Raw genomic sequence first — 19,642 nt, 5'->3', positions numbered from 1 at the left:
CAATGGATAGAAGAAAAAGCATTAAAACCATGTTCGCTACCATGGCTGGATCGACGCTGCTGGCGCCCGGAAAATTGCTAGGAATAAATCATGCATCCCATGGCACCATACCCGAGGATGGCGAGTTGTATATCGATCCGGAATTTGGGAAGAATTCAAATAATGGAACGAAAGAAAATCCAATTAAAACACTGTATGAAGCTGCCGGAAGGGTCAACAAAGCCAATGGCAGAGGGGCCATTACCATCTTTCTGAAAGAGGGAATTTACGGATTGGATGATACGGTCACATTCCACCCGGTAAACTGGCATTTTACAGCAGAAGAAAGATTAACCATTCGCTCGGAAATACTTCCGGATGACCCGGAGTGGAATCCTGGTAAGATGCCCGTCATCATATCAACCATGCCGCTGGACTTTAAGCCGGGTGGCAATGTTGATGATATCGGCGGGACCTCTTATGGCATGCAGATGGAAATGAACCATGTGACCATTCAGGGATTACGGGTTCTGGGGACTCCCGTTCATGAAGAGCCGGAAGAAGGGATGGTCCGAAGAAATTACCCGATCGTTCGGGAAGGAAGAGATCTGGATGATCTGAGGGTTACCCAATGTTTATTCCTGGGGGATAGACATGCCATACCAAATCACCTTCCGATACTGGCAAGCGGGCAGGGAGTGGTTGTAGATCACTGCGTGTTCTATAACTGTAAGGATTCCGTGGTATTCTGGTTTTCAGAAGAACCTGCCCAGCGATGTGAATTGCATCACAACTTGATGATTGGCAACTATGGGGCAGCAGTGTGGTCGTGGTCTGTAGCGGATGATTTCAAATATTATAATAATGTAGTTGCCAATACGAATATTTTTTGGATTTTAGGAAGGGATGAGAGTAAAACGCATTCACTTTCAAACTCGCTTGTTCTTGGATACAATCAATTTGTGAATAAAGGAGGCGGCGCATCTGGTTTTGGTGAACCGGCCGACCCGGAACGATTAAAACTAAGCGATGATGTAGTTGTTGAAAAAGGTGGTACTATTCAAATCGAGGAAGGGCAAACCCAGCGAAATTACCTGCATATTAAACCAGGTACGCAGGGTGCAGATCTTGGTGCCGGATTATTTACCCAGTAAAAAATCCCACTATTGATTCTCTATAATTAACAAAAAACATGCAATGAAAGCAGCTTGGTACGAACGCCAAGGTCCCGCCGACAAGGTGCTGGTCGTCGGAGAACAACCTGATCCGAATCCTAAAGCAGGTGAAGTGCGCATTAAGATTCGTTATTCCGGGATCAATCCGGGCGATATCAAAAAACGCCAGGATGCTTTTGGCATGGGTATGCCGTATCCTCGCGTGATTCCCCACAGTGACGGTGCAGGTATTATAGACCGCGTCGGAGAGAACGTTTCCGAATCGCGCGTTGGAGAGCGGGTCTGGTGTTATGGCGCGCAAAGCTACCGTCCGTTTGGCACAGCTGCGGAGTATGTCGTTGTTCCATCGGATCATGCCGTATCCTTGCCTGAGCATGTTTCATTTGAACAGGGAGCCTGCCTGGGTATCCCGGGAATTACCGCTCATCGTGCGGTGCATGTCGCAGGTGATGTTCAGGGGAAAACCGTACTTATGCAAGGTGGCGGGGGAGCAGTCGGACAATGTGCTGTGGCTCTTACCAAGTTAGCGGGTGGAAAAGTAATTGCAACGGTCCGTTCAAAATATGATGAATCGATTACCAAAAAGGCTGGGGCCCAAGAGGTGATTCGAACCGACAACTTATCTCAGGATACAATAATCGAATCAATACAGGGTGCAGCACCAGGAGATATTCATCATATCATAGAAGTCGCTTTTGATGCTAATATTGAAATCGACAAAGAGTTGATTGCCACAGGTGGATCGATTTCCGCCTATGCAACCGGTAATCCCGAACCGTCCATCCCATTCTGGCCGCTGCTTTTCAAGAATGTGCGTTTGTTTTTTCTTGGGAGTGATGATTTTCCCAAAGAATCAAAACAAACCGCTGTAAAGGAGATCAACAAGCTGTTGAACACCGGATGGTCAGGATTTGAAATCGGAGAGATATTTAAACTGGAATCTATAGCGGACGCGCACAAAGCGATTGAAATCGGATCTATTAACGGACGGGTGATCTTACAAGTTTAGGCAGTGGTTCGTTGGTGATGTTATGACAAATGAACATTCTGGCAATTTAATGCCTGAGGATTATGCACTTAAAGCCGGCATGGTGCATCAGCTCGCGAAGAAATAGAACGGCAGCAGCAAATTCACGGTTTTCCGGTACACCGAGCCTGGAAGCAGGAGTGCCATAGGCCACATCAGCCAGTCGGTTAAAAATTTCTTCGACGGTGGCAATATCAAGTTGGAGGTTGTCATCAGTATTACATCCGGCGACTTTGGCGATACTCCAAAACGTTTCTTCTGATGTCACCAAACAGCGGCGTTTGGGCAAGTCCCTGATAATGGGCATCAGCTGATCTTCGATATCCGCTATAGCAGCTTCCAGCTCAATAGCCTCAGCCGGTTCGTGTTTCAGGTTATCAAGAATGGTTTGGATATTACCTGCCTCAATAGCAGTTGTGGCACCCTTTTCACCGCTCTCAACTATTTCCAAAATAAACTGCTTGCCCTTCACTTGGATATTAGTAATCGGTCCATCCTCAGGCAATTTTTTAAAAAACGGCTTTTGTTCATTGTTTTTGCTCATATAAACCAGCTTTTCGAATACATTTGGTCTTGAAAAAAGTACAGCTGCTTTAAAAACAGCCGTATTTTAAACTATCGTTACTGTGCAAGATATCCGCCGTCAACAGGGTAATAACTGCCGGTAACAAAGGATGATTTGTCAGATGCCAGCCATAAGATTAGTTCGGCGACTTCTTCAGGTTCGCCAAGGCGTCCCACAGGATGCATCCCTTTCAGTGTGTCAATAGTCTCATCGTCTAAAGAATTTTGAACAAGAGGTGTATTTATATATCCAGGCCCCACCGAATTAATTCTGATATTTTCCTGCGCATATTCAAGCGCGGCAGCTTTGGTAAGTCCAACCACTCCGTGCTTGGCGGCTACATAGGCCGGTGATTGACGAGTTCCTGCTTGGCCTAAAATTGAAGCAATATTGACAATGCTTCCACCACCCGCTTTTTGGATGGCATCTATTTGATACTTCATACCATAGAATACGCCATTCAGGTTCAGGTTGATGACCTTTTGCCAGTCATTCACAGAATAATCAGCCGTGAGGCTTAGTGGTCCGCCGATACCGGCGTTATTTACTGCGATATGAAGTTTGCCATAAGCATCAAGTGTTTGCTTGACAAGATTTTCATTGTCTTCGGCCTTGGAAGCATCGGCTTTGATGAAGGATGCCTCTCCGCCGCTCATTTTGATCTCATCGACAACTTTTTGTCCCTTTTTCTTATCGATGTCAGAAACCACTGTTCGTGCACCTTCTTCCGCAAGCAATAGGGCAGTTGCTTTTCCTATTCCCGAGGCTGCGCCGGTTACAATGGCGACTTTGTTTTCTAACTGTTTCATAAAATTCACCGTTATATTTGTTATGGTTTAAATATTCTATTACTAATCTATCATATGACTCTTCCACTTTCATTGATCATTGGTAAGAAAAGTCCTTGATAAATCTCAATAAAAAAGCCTGTGAAGTTGTCACAGGCTTTACCGATCAAAGCATGAGTTTTTTAATTTGCATATAACCCATTTCGACTATACAATGCAGTTTCATTCAGTACAAAAAAGACAAGGTCTGAATCTTCATTACTGTTTAGAGTCAATCGTTCATCTTTTATGATGATGGAATCTCCTTCCTTTACGGTTTTACCATTATTTTTAATCGTTACGCCTCCGCTAAACAGATACAACAGGCCAGTCAACCCGTCATTATTTGGGGTTTTCAATGAAGTTCCTTTTTCAAGTCTGACGTCATAAAACAGCACCTCACTTCTGAATAGCATCGGGGCTTCCGAACGGTCATGGCCGGCAAGCAGCCGCCATTGGTTTTGGCTGTAGACTTCGTCGGGTTTATAAAACTGGACCTTCGGCTGTAAGTTATCCGCTTTTGGACGGATAAAAATTTGCAGCATTTCCACGGTTTCATCACCTTCACGAACCCCTTCTTCATGATGAATACCGCTTCCGGCATTCATCAACATTAGATGCTTGTTGTGAATGGGTATGTCATTACCATCGCTGTCTTTGTGATACATGGCACCTTTGCGTAGGTAGGAAAGGATCTCTTCGTTCTGATGCAGGTGCATCGGCACCAGCGCCCCGCCTTCGAGCGTGGCATGTTCCAGTCGTCCAATTTGGGCAATACCATGATCAGTGGAGTCAACCATGGTTCGTCCCAGTGGTAAAAACCGGGAAGTAAAAGGTCCCCGGCCTACCTTGTGTCGTTTGTCGGCTCTGGCAATGTGTATCATAGCGCCCTCTGTTAAGAAGTTGAACCTGTCAGCTGCGAAACAAAAGCAGACTCGATCTCTTCATCCAGCTTTTGGAGCGTTCCGTAAGAGATCGCTAATATTCCCAACATTACTAAAGGGGTAAGAACAGCAGATATGGGGTCACCCGCTGCCCCGTGAGCGATACTACCGGAAATCATATTAATAGTAAATCCGGCATAGACCCACTCTTTAAGGCGCCCGGAGAAAGGAGCAAGCAACAGCAGTACGCCGATTATTTTGGCTATGCCCAGCTCTATCCGGAAGTAATCCGGGAATCCCAGATGTTCGAACGTTTGGGCCATGTCAGGACTGGTAAAATACATCGTTGCACTGAATAGCATCATGGCACTGAAGATTCCGGTCGCAATCCAGTATGTTATTTTCAATTTCTTCATTGTTGATTATATCTGTTTAGTTACGTGTTAGTTGTTAAAAATTCAGTTTGAAAAGTGCGTGTTAGCTCAACTCTTTGAGCAAGTCCTGCAAGTCAAGAGGCTGGGTTACCATTTTTACCGAGCCGTCCTCTGTGTACTCCCACTCGTCGCGGGGACGGTCGCGGTACAGCTCCACGCCATTGCCATCGGGATCTCTTAAATAGATGGCCTCCGAGACACCGTGATCGCTGGCCCCGTCAATGGGATAGTCCTCATCAATGAGGCGCTGGAGAATTTCAGCCAGATCTTTACGCGCGGGATATAGAAAAGCGGTGTGGTAGAGTCCGGCGCTATTGCGTGGCGCAGGCGAACCTCCTTTACTGTGCCATGTATTGAGCCCAATGTGATGGTGATATCCTCCGGCCGAAAGAAAGGCTGCGTTCTCACCATACATGGTTGTTAGCTCAAAACCCAGCAAGTTGCGGTAAAATTCAAGAGCCCGATCCAAGTCAGACACTTTCAAATGCACGTGTCCAATGTGGGTCTGCGACGGTGCGGTGTAGTTGGTTTCCATAGTAATCAGTTATTCGTTTTAAGATTTCTTTATTGGAGATCTACAAGACCCCGAAACGATATCGGGGGCCTCATACATCGCCATGAAAGAGATATTAATTAGCTTGTGTAAACTCTCCGTCGGCTTTGATACGAACCTCATTGCTGATCATGGGCGGCGGGAAATCGCCTCCTAGGTCAAACTCCGAGCGGTCGATGGTACCGGTGATTTGAATTCCAGCCTTAAGGTTGCCCTGGGTCATTTCATTTTGAATATTCCCGCGATACAACATGGTTACCGTCACAGATTTTGTTATCCCATGCAGAGTCAGATCTCCAGTCAGCTCGTATTTGTCATCGCTCACTTCTTTGATATCCGTACTTTTGAAGGTCATCGTCGGATACTTTTCCACGTTAAAGAAATCGGGACTTTTCAGGTGATCGTTACGCTTTTCGACGCGTGTATCGATAGAGGCCGTCTGTACGATGAGCTCTAGCTGCGCGTCACTAAAATCTTCCTCAGAGGCTTCAATCGTGACGTCATATTCACCGAAGTATCCGGGAACATCCGCAATGCCCAAGTGGGTGACCGTAAAGCCTAGCTTTGAGTGCGCGGGATCTTCCACCCAGCTGTCCTGGGCAAAAACACTGACAGGAAGAATTAAGAGTGATAGAATAAAGGTTAACTTTTTCATAGTGGTAACTTATTTGTGTGTTTAGGTATGATTATTTGTATGCAATGGTTGTTAAAATTATTGTTGGCCAAATTGCTTTATAAAAGTATCGAGTCCGGTAGGTCGACGTCCGAGCAGCTTCTCCATATCATCAAAAGTGAAATCAAGGGCTCTATTGACGAAGGTTTGGGCCGTCATCACGCTCATGGCAATCTGTTCTTCCGGCAATCCTATTTCTTTTAGGATATTCTCGAATTCAGAAACGGATATATCCGTATAAGTAATTTCCCGGCCGGACGCTTCACTCAGCATATCGGCAATTTCATCAAGGGTATAGGCCTTACCCGACGTGATTTCATAGATGCTGTTGGTATGTTTCTCGGGATCCGCCAGGCCGTTTGCCAATGCTTCGGCCATCTCTGAACGCAGCGCCAAATTGATGGGGTTGCCATCCGATGGGAAAGCCCACTGACCGGTTTCAAGGGCATTGCCCAGAAACAGGGGTAGAAATTCCATATAAAATGTGTGCCGGAAAATCGTATAAGGGATGCCGGACTCTTTTATGAGTTTTTCGGTTTGGGCATGGTCCGGCGAAAGCGGGCTCAACTCTTTTTCTGCTTTTACAATACTGGTATAAAATATCTGTCCTACGCCGGCTTCTTTTGCCGCCTTAATAACGTTGCTGTGCTGCTGGGCTCGTCCTTTCAGCGTGCTGGAGGAAATCAGAAGCAAGGTTTCAATTCCCTGAAGAGCTTCTTCTATAGATGAATAATCGGTATAGTCACCGATCCTTATTTCTACGCCTTTTTCCTTTAGTTCAGCGCCTTTTTCTTCGCTTCTGACGAGTCCGGCTATATCGGCGTCGAGACTCTTATCCAACAAATTATCAATCGTTCGCGACCCTAGTTCTCCGTTTGCTCCTGTTATAAGTATCATAGTGTTCATCGGTTTGTTGTTAATTTTAAAGTGTAATTTAGTTGCGTAGTATCTTCCAGCCAGCTAACCATTCGTCATTGTTTCTGATCGTAAGCTGCATAAGTAGGAGCTGCATCCGTTCGAGTGTGCCACTTACTGACAGGTCACCCGCTATAATCGGGTTGAATCCCGCTGTTTCCACAAGTTCGGTGACTGCCTCTAACGCATTCTCGTCATCGCCTGCGATAAAGGCATCTGCCTGCTTTCCGTCGATAAGCGGCTGCCCAAAGTCGGCGGCGAAAGTGGTGTTGAAAGCTTTAACAACCTTGGAATGAGGCAACCATTGCTGCAACTCTTCCGCCGCACTGGTATCGGGTGCCGTTGTCAGCTTACTGAAATCTCCATCTACGGGATTAGCTATGCTGATCACAATTTTTTGGGTAGCTACATCGCGTATTTTGTCAGCGATTTCTTTTTCGGCCTTATGGGGAACCGCAAGAATAATAATATCAGCTTCCCAACTGGATTCATGAGGACAGTTCATGGATTCCAAATCCGCCTCTGGTTGGACCTGTTGAATTTCTTCTGTTAATGTCCCCAACTGTTCAGGGGCTCTGTCAAAAAGAAGAAGACGGTAGTTGTCTCCTGCAATACTTTTGGCAATGGCCGAGCCCATATTCCCACCGGCTCCGATAATAGCGATTGTTTGTTTTGTAATAGGCATAACGGTTGTTCTTTTGTAGTTTAAATTTGTTACAACAAACATAACCTATCGGTGCCCCCTTGCCATTGATATGTATTAGGAAAAACCCTTGATATATATCAAGGACATGGTCTTTAGTTTAACGCTGTTAATTGCTCCCTACTTTGCATACTATATGATGAATAAAGCTCACGATGCTAACAATACACTTTGAACCACTATGGACATCCAATACAAGGCGGGAGATAGTAAAGGATCATTTTTTATTGAGGAGAACGGTGAAGTACAAGCTGAAATCACCTATTCAAAAGCTGGGGACACTAAAATAATCATTGATCACACCGAGGTTTCCGATGAGTTGCGCGGTGAAAACATTGGAAAGAGGTTGGTTGAGCACACAGTGAACTATGCCCGTGAAAACAACTTGAACGTGATTCCCCTATGCCCGTTTGCCAAGTCGATTATTGAAAGAGACAAGTCGCTACAGGATGTGTTGAATTAACCACTAAAATTTCCTCGAACACGGCTTAGGGTCTCAGGACTCATCCCTAGATAGGAAGCCACCAAATTTAGCGGGACCCGATTCATGAACTCGGGATTATGTTTGATGAGACGTGCATATTTTTCCTCGGCCGTAAGCCCCAGCGCATTTTCGACGCGTTGCTGCAGTGCTACATAGGCATTTTGCACAATGATACGATGGTAGCGTTCATAGCCTGGAATCTCTTCCAGCAGCTTTTCGTGATTTTGCCGGTCAAGCATCAACAGTTCACTGTCTTCCAGCACTTCAATATTAAATGTGGATGGGTGTTTAGTGAAAAAACTTTGCAGATCCGCAATCCACCAGCCGTCAAATGCAAAACGAAGAACATGCTGATTGCCCTTCGAATCCACAGAGTAGGAACAAAGAGCTCCTTTCTCAACAAATGCTAGTTCGCGACAAATATCACCCTCCTGGAGCAAGAATTGTCGTTTAAGCATTCGCTTTGGACGGAAATTGTTTTTGCACAATTCCCACTCCTCATTAGATAGTGAGACATGCTCCTGTAAACTTTCTTTAAGTTTCTGATACATTCGTTATAGGCTTTGGGATTGGCATCTTGTTAATGCAAAACGACTTATCAAAGATATTTAAAAATGTACAGTGAAATATCAGGAAATAAAAAAGCGGATATCCTCCAAAAGAGGCATACCCGCCTGGTAAATATTAGAAAGTTAGTCCTTTTTAGTTCTGGATAAACTGTACGTTCAATTGCAGTTTAATTTTATCGCCTACAACCACATTTCCGGCTTCGGTTACGGCACTCCATGTTAGGCCAAACTCTTTTCGATTTATTGAGCCAGTTATTTCAAATCCGGCTTTCGTTTGTCCATAAGGATCTCCGACGGTACCGCCATGCACTACGTCAAGTTCAATCTCTTTAGTGACATCACGAATAGTCAGATCACCCGTGACTTTATATTCGCCTTCCCCAACTTTCTCAAAGTTTGTGGACTCAAACTTCAGTTGCGGATACTCTTCCGCATTAAAGAAGTCATCAGATTTTAGGTGCTGGTCACGATCTTCATTATTTGTTGAAATGCTATCGATATCAGCCGTAAACGTTGCCTTGGCATTTTCAAAATCGTCGCCATCAGCTTCAATCTTCCCGTCATAGGAACCGAAATTTCCGGTAACGCTCGAAATTACCAGGTGCTTCACTTTAAATTGTACTTCCGAATGCGTTGGATCAATGGTCCATAAGGTTTTTGTTGTAGTAGTCATTGTTATATGCTTTGATGTTAAACAGTTTGTTCGCTCCTAACATAGGGAAGCCTTACAGGAACGCCATTGATATATGACAGGAAATACTCTTGATATATGTCAATTATGTCGAATCCGTAGGTTTCATATATAATAAATTTTACCGAACTTCGTCTGCGCTACTCTCAAGTAGCGTCTCTCTTGATGAATAGTCAGGGCCCTAGCTTTGAACGGCTAGGGCCTGTTTATTTTTGGCTATATACTTTCTAGAATTCTTCGGCAAAACTTAATGCCGATCATGCTAGGTAAAAATGAATAGTTTTCACAGCTTTCCTATTAGTTGTTACATATGATGTAACATGTCTCCTGAAAATTAGCCTCTATGAATCAGAAAGCCATATATCAGTTTGTCTTCGGATCAGAAGGTTAGGGGTTCGAATCCTTTCGGGCGTATTTTTGAACAATGGGTCTGTCAAATGTTCGACAAGTATATTGTCAATATTTACATCTTTCCAACGTAAGCTGACATTTTCTTTCGCCATCAATCTTCTCCAAATTGGTACTATGTAAGCTGTTCCGGAAAAGGTTTTTAATCCGAATTTTTCACAAGTATTTCGGATAAAATCATGTCACTTTTTGAGTGACAATAACTTATATCATTTTATACTGCCAAATTAGCAACTACCCGCAAAACTTTGCATTCCAGACAGTTTGATTATCTTGTTAGCTTTTGGCAGGAAAATAGTTAGCCAGCTAAAAGCTCTATTTCAGGCTCAAAGTTGTAATTATATAATTTTTGGTTATTATGCATTACAACATGCCATTTTCAAAAGCATATATCGCTCAATTTCTTAGCATCCCCCTATTATTACTCGGGGTCACTTTCCTCTCATTGCAACCGGTTGTTCACAATGGGGATTCTGTTCTTGACTCTGGTTTACAAACAAACAGTGACCACACCCCATCCAACACCAGCGGAGAACTACACCCAGCTACAGGCAAAACGGAAGCCATTTCATGCAGCCTGTTAACATGTGTTAACGCCTGTGCACATGACGCTGACCTGCCGGTTGATAAACAAGCTGATGACAACGGCAACTTGTTTAGACTCTCACTAAGTGAATGGGAGGACAATCAACATTCCGGTACCGGAATGAATGCGCTTGTTTTTATTCAGCAGGATCGTGCACAATCTTTTTTACCCGCAGAAGGTTTTTCTGTGGAGGCGATATATCATATCAAGAATCATCGATTCATACGGGGAATATACAGCAGTTTAGTTACCAACCCACCTGTATTTTCTCATAATATAGATTTCTCTCCTCTTGTCAGTGGCATAGCTATAAATGCCCCTTAGGTTTGCTTTTGAACAGCATTCAGTCTTATCAAAAAAACACAAATACGGGCAAGAGGGCTTTTAAAGCCAGGAATGCTGTCCATTTTCAACGCCAGAGCGTATCCGAACCCGCAGTTTATACTCCATACATGGGGATTTCGAATGTGCAAACAGGCTGAAATTGGGCAAAATGACGGTTTTACAAAGACCTTGGCAAGATATCGGTCAAAGCAACCTGGTCATTGCACGATGATTTATTCCTGCGATGAAATCACTTTTGATTTGTGTTGTATCGGATACCATTCTGGGATGGCTACTTATGCAAATTGCATGCTTGCTTCATAAGCTGAGAACCTTATCCCCCAAACACCGGGTATCATAAATCAAAAACATTACGTGAATTCCAGGTTCGTATGGGCCTTAGACAATCTGCCCCGTACTACACAACACAACCCTTTATAGACAATACGTGATGAAAAAAATATTTCCCTTGATTTTACTGCCATTGATTCTATTTATTAACGCTTTCAGCCAGAATAACAATGCCGATTTTACTCCTTCGGCTGAAGAAGAACCTGCCTTACCTACAGAAAAAGTAGCCCGGGAGTCCGAAATTGGAGTACATATTGACCGCTATCTCTCGGGTATCGAAGTGATGGGGTTTTCCGGTGCTGTTATTGTCAGCGAAGGCGACAATATTGTACTGAGGAAAGGCTATGGCCTTGCAGACCGCGAAACCCGGCGCCCCTACACGCCAACCACTGTGCAGTCGCACGGCTCGATCACCAAGCAGATGACCGGAGCTGCAATCCTGTTGCTGGAAAGCCGCGGACAGCTCTCCGTCGATGATCCTGTTGCCAAATATTTCGATGACATTCCAAGGGGGAAGCAAGATATTACGATTCATCAACTGCTTACTCACTCATCCGGCATGCCGGGTGGAGTTGGATCGGATGAAGAGCCCACGGGAGCCCGGGCCTATATCGATCGCGTGATGAGGGTGCCCCTGCAATTTGATCCCGGTACAGATTATGCGTATTCCAATGTCGGGTATGCACTACTGGGAATGATCGTGGAGCAGGTATCGGGCCAGGGGTATGAGCAGTTCCTGCGTGAAGAACTGCTCTTGCCGGCCGGTCTGACGGAAACCGGTTACCTGCTTCCCACCTGGAATCGCGACCGGCTGGCGGTGGGATACCGACATGGTGAACGGTGGGGATTCGTCTATGAGCGCGGCTGGCTCAGAGACGGACCGGGCTGGCACCTGCGCGCCAATGGCGGACTGCACACCACGGCAGATGACATGTATCGATGGTTTAAAAACATCCTGCAAGGCCAGGACGTGTTGGGTAAAGAGACTGTAAGGCGCTGGACCAAGGGTTATGTCACCGAAAGCAACGGTGCATCCAGGTATGGGTACGGATGGGTGGTGTACGATTCCGAGTGGGGACCGATGATTGCCCACAGCGGCAGTAACACGATCTTCTCAGCGGACTTTGTTTGGCTCCCGGAGAAGGAATTTTTCTTTTATATCCAGGGCAATACGTCCATGATCGCCGCTGACGAGCTACGCAGTTCCATTCTGGGTGCAGCATTCAAGTCTGATTTCCTCATGCCCCCGCTCGTCGGGTCTGAAGATAATGCCAATCCCGGGCTCGCTCAGGAAAGAGAAGGGGGCTATTATCTTGATGGAGGTAAACTGGAACTTACGACCGACGACACGCGGCTAGTCGCCAAGCTATGGGGGCAACCTGTCCTGAACCTGATGCTAAATCCCACAGAGCGGCAGAAGAAACATTTTGCAAAACTTAACCGGCGCACCAGGGATGCTATGGATAAGCTTGAGGCGGGCCGGAAGGATGCCCTTGCCGGCTTGATGCGTGAAGGGGAAGACCCCATCGCCCCCACCAGTGTTTTGCTTAACCGCATAAACCAAATTGGCAATCTCGACTCGCTCCATGTTATAGGAACGTTTGCCAATACGCCCGGTTCACGGTTTGCAGATTATGGTCCCTGGACCACCTTTGTGTATGCAGAATTTGCAAACTGGAATCAATACTGGAACTTCGTCTGGAATAAAGATAGTACTTTTGAAGGGGATTATAGCGGCCCGTGGCCAACCTTCATTTTGATTCCAACAGCAAGAGATCAGTATACCGGTATTCGCCAGGGGCCACCCTGGGACACTATCGAAATCCTTTTCCGGGATCCGTGCCTTGTGGTTGCAGAACAACGTGCCTGTCCGGAAATATAGATGCGGTCGGCTTACTGTGACTGGATGTATAGGTGGATCCGTTCTGCTGCAACACCCCCGCGATCAAGTTTTTTGATCCGGGCTGGGTTGACTGCAGGTGGATCCACTTTATTATGAACAATGGGGCTATATCCGAATCCCGAATCCATGCAGCAAAATTAATCGGAGTCCCACATACACCACAAGGATAGCCGTTAACACGCCCAGAATGCGGAGATCAAATTTTTCATTAGACAGGTAGGAACCGAGACTCCCGCCAAGGACTACAGCGATTATCAATTGGAAAATAAGATCACCATCGATTTGGAAGGTACCCGCAACCATCAAACCGATGACTCCGGAAACTGAATTTACGAGTATAAAAACGGAGGCCAGTGAAGCGATAGTCCGGGGATTTTGCCAATTTACCAGGTTGAGGAGCGGAGACAGGTAGATACCCCCGCCAATGCCCGAGATGCCGGCCAACAAACCCACACTTCCGCCGAGAGACATTTTTTTGGGGAGACTAAACTCTTTAGACTTAAGTTTCCAGGCCACAAATTTCAGGATCAGGAATCCCCCCGCCATAATCAGGGCCGAGCCTAAAATCAGGAAAAACGCTGTCTGGGTCAGCTGAAGCTGTGCCCCAATATATGCCATGGGAATGCTGGATACCAGGAACGGCCAATACAGCCGTAAGCTAAACACGCGATTCTTGATAAATACGGACGTCCCAATCGTGACCACACAGATATTCAGAACAAGGGCCGTGGATCTGATTTCATAAAAATCACCGATAAACAGGCTCAAGAGGGCGAGGTAACTTGATCCTCCGCCAAAACCGACAGAACTGTAAAAAAGGGCGATCAGGAAAAAAATGTAGGGCAGGAATTCGATATCCATTTAGGGGTTGTGTTCTTCAAATTACAATGCACTCAACCATATCACCCTTTTGGACCGTTTGCGGGCCATCCAAAAAGGCGAGCGCATTGCCCATGGCCATAGAATGAATCATCGATGAGCTTTGCCGGTTTAAAATTGATACCGTTTGCCCCTCGATACTTGCTTTCAGGAAAACGGGGCGATCTGAACGGTAATCATAATTATGGTCGATGGGGATACGAACCCGCTGCAACCCGGTGTTAGCGGCCCCGCTGAGCTTTTGGAGTAACGGCAACACATGGATGTAAAAACAGGTGAGCGAGGAAGCAGGATTCCCGGGCAGGGCAAATACAAATGTATCGTCCCGTCTGCCAAAATACAGCGGTTTCCCGGGTTTTTGGAAGACTTTGTAAAACAGTTCCGAAACGCCGTTTTCTTCCAGCGCCTGCTTCACATAATCATAATCGCCCACCGAAATGCCGCCGGACAGCAACAGCACATCTGAGTGATCAAGGAAATCAGCAATACCGCCCTTTATGGCAGAAAAGTTGTCTTTAATATGTTTGCTTTCCTCGCAACTAAAACCATATCGATCGAGAGCGGCGCTTAACGCAAAGCTGTTGGATTCATAAATCTCCCCTTCCGATTTAGGGCTTCCGGGCGGCACCAGCTCATCGCCGGTACTGATGATGCGTATCTCCGGCTTTTTGTACACCTGGACGCGGCTCTTCCCCAACGATCCAATGAGCCCGACCGTGGCCGGAGATATAAAATGACCGGCCGTGAATACGGTTTGGTCCAGCGCTAATTCCTTTCCTCTTGGCCGAATGTGCTGCCCCTTGCTGATCGCCTCGTCAACATATAAAGTGTTGTCTTCAACACTGGTTTTTTCCTGCATCACTACGGCCGTGGTATTCTGTGGCACTTTGGCGCCGGTAAAAATGCGCATGGCTTCGCCAGGCTGCAGGGTATGGTCGGCGGTGCTTCCGGCGGGAATCTCCCCGACAATTTCATATTCATCTGAAATGCCTGAAACCGCGTAGCCATCCATCGCTGAGTTATCGAACGATGGCAGATCGAAAGGGGATGTGATCTCCTCCGCCAGCCAGAAGCCCTGGGCGTCCTCGAGAGAGACCTCTTTCACAGTCCGTTCGATATCCTGCTCGTTGACAATTTTTAAAGCTTCTTCTATTGAAATCATTTTCCACCTATTAAATTCATGAAACGATTTTGCCGGTAATGCTTCCCCACTTTCAACACCTAGCCTATTATTTGTGGACTAGTCACTGTTAAGTTTTAATAGGCCTTCCTCAAAAAGTCTAGTCGTCTTTTCCCGTGGCAGAGATGTTCTTTTTTGTGTGTAGTAAAACTAACCCCAAAAGTCACCGGACTTTGAAATTTTTGTTGAGTTCCCTCCGCTAAAACCATTTAACTCGATCCGCTGAACTACACGGATCTCAGACATAAATGGTTTTTTCACGCTTCGGTTTTGTTCACTGTACCAACAAAAATTTCAGAGGCCGGAAACACTGGCAGTAAAAATTGATTTTACCAGATACTGACTTACCGAATACAGGTTACCGATTCACCTTCCACTGGTGGGATTCATCTTCAAAAATTTCTTTGCCGAAAATGGGCACTTTTTCTTTGATCTCATCCACCAGGAACCGGTTGGCCTGCCGGGCGGTTTTGCGGTGAGCGGAGGAGGTAAATACAAAGAAACATAATTCGCCGGCTTTCACGGTTCCCAAACTGTGATAAATATGAGCACAGGTCAGGTCATATTTTGAAAACGCATTCTCCCTGATTTTTTCAACCTCCTTCAGAGCCATCTCTTCATAGGCGGTGTATTCAATGGCAGCCACTGTTTTGCCTTCCACCTCGTCAGCCCGCACCTGCCCCAAAAAGATACTGTGGGCCCCGATGGTTGTTTTGGATTGATGGTGTGCTATGGAATTTGAAATTTTTCCAGGCGGTATCGCACCCTTAACAAAAACTTTTTTAGGCATAACAGGTACCCATTTTAATGGTTAAAGCTGATTCACACTTTAAGAGTCATCCGCCGGCAAACGGTGGCAAAAAAGCGACTTCATCACCATCCTTTAACATGCCGGAAGACTCAATAGACTGGTTGACAGCAGTTTTAACAGATTCCATCTCCGAAAACCCATATTTTGAGAAACAACGCTGTTTTAAGGCTTCCAGATCATACTCTTCCCCATCCAAAGTCACTGCTTCTTCTTTCGTACCGGTCTTTTCAGCAATTGAACCAAAGTATTTAATCGTTACGGTCATGCCAAAGATGATTGATTAAATCTCGTTGTCCTTAAGATGTTCATAATCTTCTTCAGTATCTATATCAAAGAAACCTTTCTTGAACGGAACCTCCTCTACTTTTTGACGATGCTGGAGGATAATTTTTTTAGCTCCCACATCACCGGTCAGCTTCTGTAGCCCCGGGAAAAAGCGTTTCCCGAAAATGGCAGGGACACCAACATTCTGCTTATAACGACACGCTGTTATTCGTTGCTCCCCGCTTTTGTGGGTATTGACCAATTCCTGGATCAGTTCACCGGAAACATAAGGCTGATCAGATAAAAGAAACAGAATGCCCTGGAGCGAACTATTTAATTTTAGAGATTCTGTAACTCCCAGCCGAATGCTTGAAGCGATGCCTTCTGACCAGTGCTCATTATAAACAGCGGTAACCTGTGCTAGGTCTGTGGCTTCCCGGATCTGATCGGCATTCGCACCGAGTACAACCACTGAGGGATTGAATTCAAAGGGCCCAATTATATCAATGACACGCTGAAGGAGCGTTTTATTTTCGTACCCCAACAACTGCTTGGGGCGGCCCAGGCGGCTGGATGAGCCCGCTGCCAGGATCACTACTCCTATGTCGGATGACTTGCTCAAAGCTCAATCTCCTCAAATTCACGGTTTTCTTTGTTGTGGATTGAGCCCTCCAGTTCGCGAAGGTGCCGAACGTTGGAATCGGTCAGCACAGCCTGTATTTCGGAGAGTATGGAGAGCCCGATCTCAGCAGGCGTTTCCGCGCCCAGCTGTAACCCCACGGGTGCATAAATTTTTGCGGATTGCTCTTCGGAAAGGGCAATACCCTCCGCCTCCAGGTCATCCAGCATACGCCGGTATTTCTTGTTGGGGCCCAGAATGCCGATGTACGGGACCTGCTCCTCTTTGAGCAACAGCTTAAGTACATCCAGGTCATAATTATAATTATGGGTAATCAGAACAAATGCGGTGTTTTCATTGACCCTGATGTTATCCAGGATTTCGCCCGGGTTGGTGACGACTACCTGGCACGAATTAAATCGCTGCTTATTGGCATGTGTGGGGCGACCGTCAGCAACAATGATTTCCCACCCCAGCGGTTCCGCCATTCGGGACAAGACTTGGGCATCGTTGCCTGCGCCAACCAACACCAGCCTGGGGGGCGGTTCAACAATCTCTATAAATGCATGTTGCGTAACACCGGCTGAGCGATATTCCCCGAAATGATTAACCCGCTTCTTCAGGGAATTTCGAGCAACTGAGGTAATCTTTTCAAAGAGAGCCTGGTCATCAAGCTGTCCTGTAACATGCGATTCTTCATCCACCAGCAACATGGTGCCGACCTGGTGTTTGGTTTTATCGAGATTAAACAGCGACACAAGGGCTACCGGCCTTTCGACATGCTCTGCTTTTCTGAGCAGTTCTATGGGATTGTTCTCTTGCCTGGGATCAATCGGCTCAAACAACACCTGGATAATGCCATTGCAACCCAGCTGCGCACCGATCACGGCATCATCCTCATCGCTGGTATCGTAGCTAATCAACTTATTTTTGTTTTGATCCAGCGCCAGCAGGGCTTTTCGGAGGGCGTCCCCTTCCAGGCATCCCCCGCTGATAGCCCCGGTCATAACCCCATACTCATCAACCAGCATCCGCGCCCCTGCGGCACGGTATGAGGAGCCCTCCACATGAACGACGGTCGCCAGCACACATTGTCGCCCTTCATTTCGGGCTTCGTCATAAGATGATATGATCGCTTCTGTTTCTCTCATCGGGCAAGCAGTTTTAACCTGGGGATTACTTCCTTGATATCACTGATAGCGCGTTCAATCTCTTCTCTCGTGGTAAATCGACCCAATCCCACCCGGATGGTGGAAAATGCAAGCCCATCAGAATGACCGATCGCCTTGAGCACGTGCGAGGGCTTTTTCGTTGCGGAACTGCAGGCCGATCCTTGCGAGACGGCGAGGTCCTTTAATCGCCGGAGCAGGTTGCTGCCATCAGTATTCTGGAACGAAATACTTGTCATATGAGGCAAGCGATTCGTTGAAGCGCCATTAAACTTGATTCCTTCAAGGTCCGCTAATTCTGATTCCAGATGGTCTCTCAATTTGGCCAATCGACCGCCTTCATCTTCCATCTGCTCAGCACACAGCTGGCAGGCCTTCCCAAATCCCACAATGGCCGGTACGTTCAGCGTTCCGGGACGCAATCCCTTTTCCTGGCCACCCCCGGTTATAATGGGAGCAATATCCGGCTTGTCCTCCTTGCTCACGTACAGTGCTCCCGCCCCCTTAGGTCCATACAGTTTATGGGAGGAAAAGGTGATCATATCCAGGCCCAGTTCCTTCACATCCACCGGAATTTTACCGACCGACTGGGTGGCATCAGACAGCAGCGGAATGTTTTTTTTCTTGGTGATCCGGGCAATTTCTTTGAGGGGATGGATCGTCCCGATTTCATTGTTGGCATGCATCAAACTCACCAATATCGTCGTATCGGTGATAGCGTCTTCCAGCTTGCCGAAATCGATGGAACCGGACTCATCAACGGGCAGGTAGGTCACTTTGTACCCTCCCTGTTCCAGGCTTTCACACGTATCCAGCACGGCTTTGTGTTCTGTAACACAGCTAATGATGTGATTCCCGTTGTCGCGATTCGCTTTGCACAACCCCCTGATGGCCAGGTTCACGGCCTCCGTAGCCCCGGATGTGAAACAGAGTTCATTCGCTGATGCTCCGATCAAGTCCGCAACTTGTTCTCTGGCCCTTTCAACCGCTTCGTCGGCCTCCCAGCCAAAGGTATGGCTGCTGCTCGAGGGATTTCCAAATTTATCTGTGAAATAGGGCTGGATTTCCTCTGCAACCGCCGGGTCAACAGGTGTGGTGGCATTGTAGTCCAGATAAATTTTTTTCGCGTGATCCATGGAACAATGAACTCACAATTTTATAAAAAATGCGGCTTTACAACTTATTACTTTGCAATTTAAAATAATACCGTTGAATCCTTCTAAATATAGATTTGATAATGGTTTTTTCTCAAAAAAATCGATACAATAATTAAGGTCTGCTTAGCAGCGAGTTCCAACCGAGTGAAATTATCCTGTGAGATTAACGAATCAAGCAGACATTTGAATGCTGAAGTGAGGGATACAGTATTATAAAATACCTTAAATGAACTTCGAAAAACCAGGGATTTTGTCCAGGCTCAAAGCCTGAGCCCTCTTTAAAAAATAACCGGGATCGACTTAATTAAACCAATTAAGCCATGGCAACATTTACACTCAACATCAATAATGAAGAGCACCAGGTGGATGCAGCCCCGGACACCCCGCTGTTGTGGGTGCTGCGGGATCACCTGGACTTGCCCGGCACCAAATTCGGATGCGGCATCGCCCAGTGCGGGGCCTGTACCGTGCACCTGGACGGCGCTGCCGTCCGCTCCTGCTCGCTGCCGGTC

At 46.5% G+C, this 19,642-nt stretch carries 23 protein-coding genes; 6 read left to right on the top strand and 17 right to left on the bottom strand.

Annotation, left to right across the window (positions count from 1 at the left end; all coding sequences use genetic code 11):
* Positions 1-2 precede the first annotated feature (2 nt).
* Positions 3-1,133, top strand: a complete 1,131-nt coding sequence (locus ACG2F4_RS06555) for a hypothetical protein (protein WP_395259420.1) — start codon at positions 3-5, stop codon at positions 1,131-1,133.
* 43 nt (positions 1,134-1,176) lie between these two features.
* The gene (locus ACG2F4_RS06550; RefSeq protein ID WP_395259419.1) at positions 1,177-2,163 is read left to right on the top strand and encodes an NADPH:quinone reductase; all 987 of its coding nucleotides are present in this window, start codon (positions 1,177-1,179) and stop codon (positions 2,161-2,163) included.
* A 46-nt stretch (positions 2,164-2,209) separates the two neighbouring features.
* On the opposite strand, the gene ACG2F4_RS06545 is transcribed toward ACG2F4_RS06550, so the two are convergent.
* From ACG2F4_RS06545 to ACG2F4_RS06510, 8 genes are all read right to left on the bottom strand, one after another.
* Positions 2,210-2,725: a hypothetical protein gene (locus ACG2F4_RS06545; RefSeq protein ID WP_395259418.1), complete on the bottom strand. Its 516-nt coding sequence runs from the start codon at positions 2,723-2,725 to the stop codon at positions 2,210-2,212.
* Positions 2,726-2,802: 77 nt separating this feature from the next.
* On the bottom strand, positions 2,803-3,555 hold the full coding sequence (locus tag ACG2F4_RS06540; protein WP_395259417.1) for an SDR family NAD(P)-dependent oxidoreductase: 753 nt from the start codon (positions 3,553-3,555) through the stop codon (positions 2,803-2,805).
* 161 nt (positions 3,556-3,716) lie between these two features.
* Positions 3,717-4,457 (bottom strand): pirin family protein, encoded by a 741-nt coding sequence (locus ACG2F4_RS06535; RefSeq protein ID WP_395259416.1) that lies wholly within the window; start codon positions 4,455-4,457, stop codon positions 3,717-3,719.
* 11 nt (positions 4,458-4,468) lie between these two features.
* Positions 4,469-4,873 carry a DoxX family protein gene (locus ACG2F4_RS06530; protein WP_395259415.1) on the bottom strand — a complete coding sequence of 135 codons (405 nt, stop codon included), beginning with the start codon at positions 4,871-4,873 and terminating at the stop codon, positions 4,469-4,471.
* Between the two features lie 61 nt (positions 4,874-4,934).
* Positions 4,935-5,426, bottom strand: a complete 492-nt coding sequence (locus ACG2F4_RS06525; RefSeq protein ID WP_395259414.1) for a VOC family protein — start codon at positions 5,424-5,426, stop codon at positions 4,935-4,937.
* A gap of 94 nt (positions 5,427-5,520) precedes the next feature.
* Positions 5,521-6,099, bottom strand: coding sequence for a YceI family protein (locus tag ACG2F4_RS06520; RefSeq protein WP_395259413.1), 579 nt, complete (start codon positions 6,097-6,099; stop codon positions 5,521-5,523).
* 57 nt (positions 6,100-6,156) lie between these two features.
* Positions 6,157-7,014, bottom strand: a complete 858-nt coding sequence (locus ACG2F4_RS06515) for an SDR family oxidoreductase (protein ID WP_395259412.1) — start codon at positions 7,012-7,014, stop codon at positions 6,157-6,159.
* 37 nt (positions 7,015-7,051) lie between these two features.
* Positions 7,052-7,717 carry an NADPH-dependent F420 reductase gene (locus tag ACG2F4_RS06510; protein ID WP_395259411.1) on the bottom strand — a complete coding sequence of 222 codons (666 nt, stop codon included), beginning with the start codon at positions 7,715-7,717 and terminating at the stop codon, positions 7,052-7,054.
* A gap of 199 nt (positions 7,718-7,916) precedes the next feature.
* On the opposite strand from ACG2F4_RS06510, the gene ACG2F4_RS06505 reads away from it, so the two are divergent.
* Positions 7,917-8,198 carry a GNAT family N-acetyltransferase gene (locus tag ACG2F4_RS06505; protein WP_395259410.1) on the top strand — a complete coding sequence of 94 codons (282 nt, stop codon included), beginning with the start codon at positions 7,917-7,919 and terminating at the stop codon, positions 8,196-8,198.
* On the opposite strand, the gene ACG2F4_RS06500 is transcribed toward ACG2F4_RS06505, so the two are convergent.
* Positions 8,195-8,770 (bottom strand): Crp/Fnr family transcriptional regulator, encoded by a 576-nt coding sequence (locus tag ACG2F4_RS06500; protein WP_395259409.1) that lies wholly within the window; start codon positions 8,768-8,770, stop codon positions 8,195-8,197. The two genes, ACG2F4_RS06505 and ACG2F4_RS06500, sit on opposite strands and share 4 nt — an antisense overlap.
* A gap of 151 nt (positions 8,771-8,921) precedes the next feature.
* Entirely contained in the window at positions 8,922-9,461 is a 540-nt protein-coding gene (locus ACG2F4_RS06495) for a YceI family protein (protein ID WP_395259408.1), read from the bottom strand.
* Positions 9,462-10,257: 796 nt separating this feature from the next.
* Here ACG2F4_RS06495 and ACG2F4_RS06490 point away from each other — a divergent pair.
* The gene (locus ACG2F4_RS06490) at positions 10,258-10,797 is read left to right on the top strand and encodes a hypothetical protein (protein ID WP_395259407.1); all 540 of its coding nucleotides are present in this window, start codon (positions 10,258-10,260) and stop codon (positions 10,795-10,797) included.
* Positions 10,798-11,248: 451 nt separating this feature from the next.
* The gene (locus ACG2F4_RS06485) at positions 11,249-13,030 is read left to right on the top strand and encodes a serine hydrolase domain-containing protein (RefSeq protein ID WP_395259406.1); all 1,782 of its coding nucleotides are present in this window, start codon (positions 11,249-11,251) and stop codon (positions 13,028-13,030) included.
* 126 nt (positions 13,031-13,156) lie between these two features.
* On the opposite strand, the gene ACG2F4_RS06480 is transcribed toward ACG2F4_RS06485, so the two are convergent.
* The 7 genes from ACG2F4_RS06480 to ACG2F4_RS06450 form a co-directional block, all read right to left on the bottom strand.
* Positions 13,157-13,912, bottom strand: a complete 756-nt coding sequence (locus ACG2F4_RS06480) for a TSUP family transporter (RefSeq protein ID WP_395259405.1) — start codon at positions 13,910-13,912, stop codon at positions 13,157-13,159.
* Positions 13,913-13,928: 16 nt separating this feature from the next.
* Complete coding sequence (glp, locus tag ACG2F4_RS06475; RefSeq protein ID WP_395259404.1) at positions 13,929-15,092, bottom strand: gephyrin-like molybdotransferase Glp; 1,164 nt, start codon at positions 15,090-15,092, stop codon at positions 13,929-13,931.
* Positions 15,093-15,468: 376 nt separating this feature from the next.
* Positions 15,469-15,900, bottom strand: a complete 432-nt coding sequence (locus ACG2F4_RS06470; RefSeq protein WP_395259403.1) for a molybdenum cofactor biosynthesis protein MoaE — start codon at positions 15,898-15,900, stop codon at positions 15,469-15,471.
* 46 nt (positions 15,901-15,946) lie between these two features.
* Positions 15,947-16,186, bottom strand: a complete 240-nt coding sequence (locus ACG2F4_RS06465; RefSeq protein ID WP_395259402.1) for a MoaD/ThiS family protein — start codon at positions 16,184-16,186, stop codon at positions 15,947-15,949.
* A gap of 15 nt (positions 16,187-16,201) precedes the next feature.
* The gene (locus ACG2F4_RS06460; RefSeq protein WP_395259401.1) at positions 16,202-16,807 is read right to left on the bottom strand and encodes an NTP transferase domain-containing protein; all 606 of its coding nucleotides are present in this window, start codon (positions 16,805-16,807) and stop codon (positions 16,202-16,204) included.
* Positions 16,804-17,955 carry an XdhC family protein gene (locus tag ACG2F4_RS06455; RefSeq protein ID WP_395259400.1) on the bottom strand — a complete coding sequence of 384 codons (1,152 nt, stop codon included), beginning with the start codon at positions 17,953-17,955 and terminating at the stop codon, positions 16,804-16,806. The genes ACG2F4_RS06460 and ACG2F4_RS06455 overlap by 4 nt, the downstream gene beginning before the upstream one ends.
* Complete coding sequence (locus ACG2F4_RS06450) at positions 17,952-19,109, bottom strand: cysteine desulfurase family protein (protein ID WP_395259399.1); 1,158 nt, start codon at positions 19,107-19,109, stop codon at positions 17,952-17,954. Before ACG2F4_RS06450 ends, ACG2F4_RS06455 begins: the two co-directional genes overlap by 4 nt.
* A 341-nt stretch (positions 19,110-19,450) precedes the next feature.
* Between ACG2F4_RS06450 and ACG2F4_RS06445 the strand changes: the two genes are divergently transcribed.
* Positions 19,451-19,642: (2Fe-2S)-binding protein (locus ACG2F4_RS06445; protein WP_395259398.1), on the top strand; the 192-nt coding region annotated here is incomplete at its 3' end.

Source organism: Halalkalibaculum sp. DA3122 (assembly GCF_043951865.1).
Taxonomy (GTDB): domain Bacteria; phylum Bacteroidota; class Rhodothermia; order Balneolales; family Balneolaceae; genus JAMQKA01.
Note: the sequence above shows the minus strand (reverse complement) of the source record. Positions and strands in the feature narration are given on the sequence as shown.

What these genes read in the sequence shown, in the direction of transcription:
- ACG2F4_RS06545 (WP_395259418.1), bottom strand. Translation starts at nt 2,725, where the DNA reads ATGAGCAAAAACAATGAACAAAAGCCGTTTTTTAAAAAATTGCCTGAG.
- ACG2F4_RS06495 (WP_395259408.1), bottom strand. Translation starts at nt 9,461, where the DNA reads ATGACTACTACAACAAAAACCTTATGGACCATTGATCCAACGCATTCG.
- ACG2F4_RS06485 (WP_395259406.1), top strand. Translation starts at nt 11,249, where the DNA reads ATGAAAAAAATATTTCCCTTGATTTTACTGCCATTGATTCTATTTATT.
- ACG2F4_RS06450 (WP_395259399.1), bottom strand. Translation starts at nt 19,109, where the DNA reads ATGGATCACGCGAAAAAAATTTATCTGGACTACAATGCCACCACACCT.
- ACG2F4_RS06525 (WP_395259414.1), bottom strand. Translation starts at nt 5,426, where the DNA reads ATGGAAACCAACTACACCGCACCGTCGCAGACCCACATTGGACACGTG.
- ACG2F4_RS06500 (WP_395259409.1), bottom strand. Translation starts at nt 8,770, where the DNA reads ATGTATCAGAAACTTAAAGAAAGTTTACAGGAGCATGTCTCACTATCT.
- ACG2F4_RS06465 (WP_395259402.1), bottom strand. Translation starts at nt 16,186, where the DNA reads ATGACCGTAACGATTAAATACTTTGGTTCAATTGCTGAAAAGACCGGT.
- ACG2F4_RS06530 (WP_395259415.1), bottom strand. Translation starts at nt 4,873, where the DNA reads ATGAAGAAATTGAAAATAACATACTGGATTGCGACCGGAATCTTCAGT.
- ACG2F4_RS06515 (WP_395259412.1), bottom strand. Translation starts at nt 7,014, where the DNA reads ATGATACTTATAACAGGAGCAAACGGAGAACTAGGGTCGCGAACGATT.
- ACG2F4_RS06520 (WP_395259413.1), bottom strand. Translation starts at nt 6,099, where the DNA reads ATGAAAAAGTTAACCTTTATTCTATCACTCTTAATTCTTCCTGTCAGT.
- ACG2F4_RS06555 (WP_395259420.1), top strand. Translation starts at nt 3, where the DNA reads ATGGATAGAAGAAAAAGCATTAAAACCATGTTCGCTACCATGGCTGGA.
- ACG2F4_RS06480 (WP_395259405.1), bottom strand. Translation starts at nt 13,912, where the DNA reads ATGGATATCGAATTCCTGCCCTACATTTTTTTCCTGATCGCCCTTTTT.
- ACG2F4_RS06490 (WP_395259407.1), top strand. Translation starts at nt 10,258, where the DNA reads ATGCCATTTTCAAAAGCATATATCGCTCAATTTCTTAGCATCCCCCTA.
- ACG2F4_RS06470 (WP_395259403.1), bottom strand. Translation starts at nt 15,900, where the DNA reads ATGCCTAAAAAAGTTTTTGTTAAGGGTGCGATACCGCCTGGAAAAATT.
- ACG2F4_RS06540 (WP_395259417.1), bottom strand. Translation starts at nt 3,555, where the DNA reads ATGAAACAGTTAGAAAACAAAGTCGCCATTGTAACCGGCGCAGCCTCG.
- ACG2F4_RS06510 (WP_395259411.1), bottom strand. Translation starts at nt 7,717, where the DNA reads ATGCCTATTACAAAACAAACAATCGCTATTATCGGAGCCGGTGGGAAT.
- glp (WP_395259404.1), bottom strand. Translation starts at nt 15,092, where the DNA reads ATGATTTCAATAGAAGAAGCTTTAAAAATTGTCAACGAGCAGGATATC.
- ACG2F4_RS06550 (WP_395259419.1), top strand. Translation starts at nt 1,177, where the DNA reads ATGAAAGCAGCTTGGTACGAACGCCAAGGTCCCGCCGACAAGGTGCTG.
- ACG2F4_RS06455 (WP_395259400.1), bottom strand. Translation starts at nt 17,955, where the DNA reads ATGAGAGAAACAGAAGCGATCATATCATCTTATGACGAAGCCCGAAAT.
- ACG2F4_RS06535 (WP_395259416.1), bottom strand. Translation starts at nt 4,457, where the DNA reads ATGATACACATTGCCAGAGCCGACAAACGACACAAGGTAGGCCGGGGA.
- ACG2F4_RS06505 (WP_395259410.1), top strand. Translation starts at nt 7,917, where the DNA reads ATGGACATCCAATACAAGGCGGGAGATAGTAAAGGATCATTTTTTATT.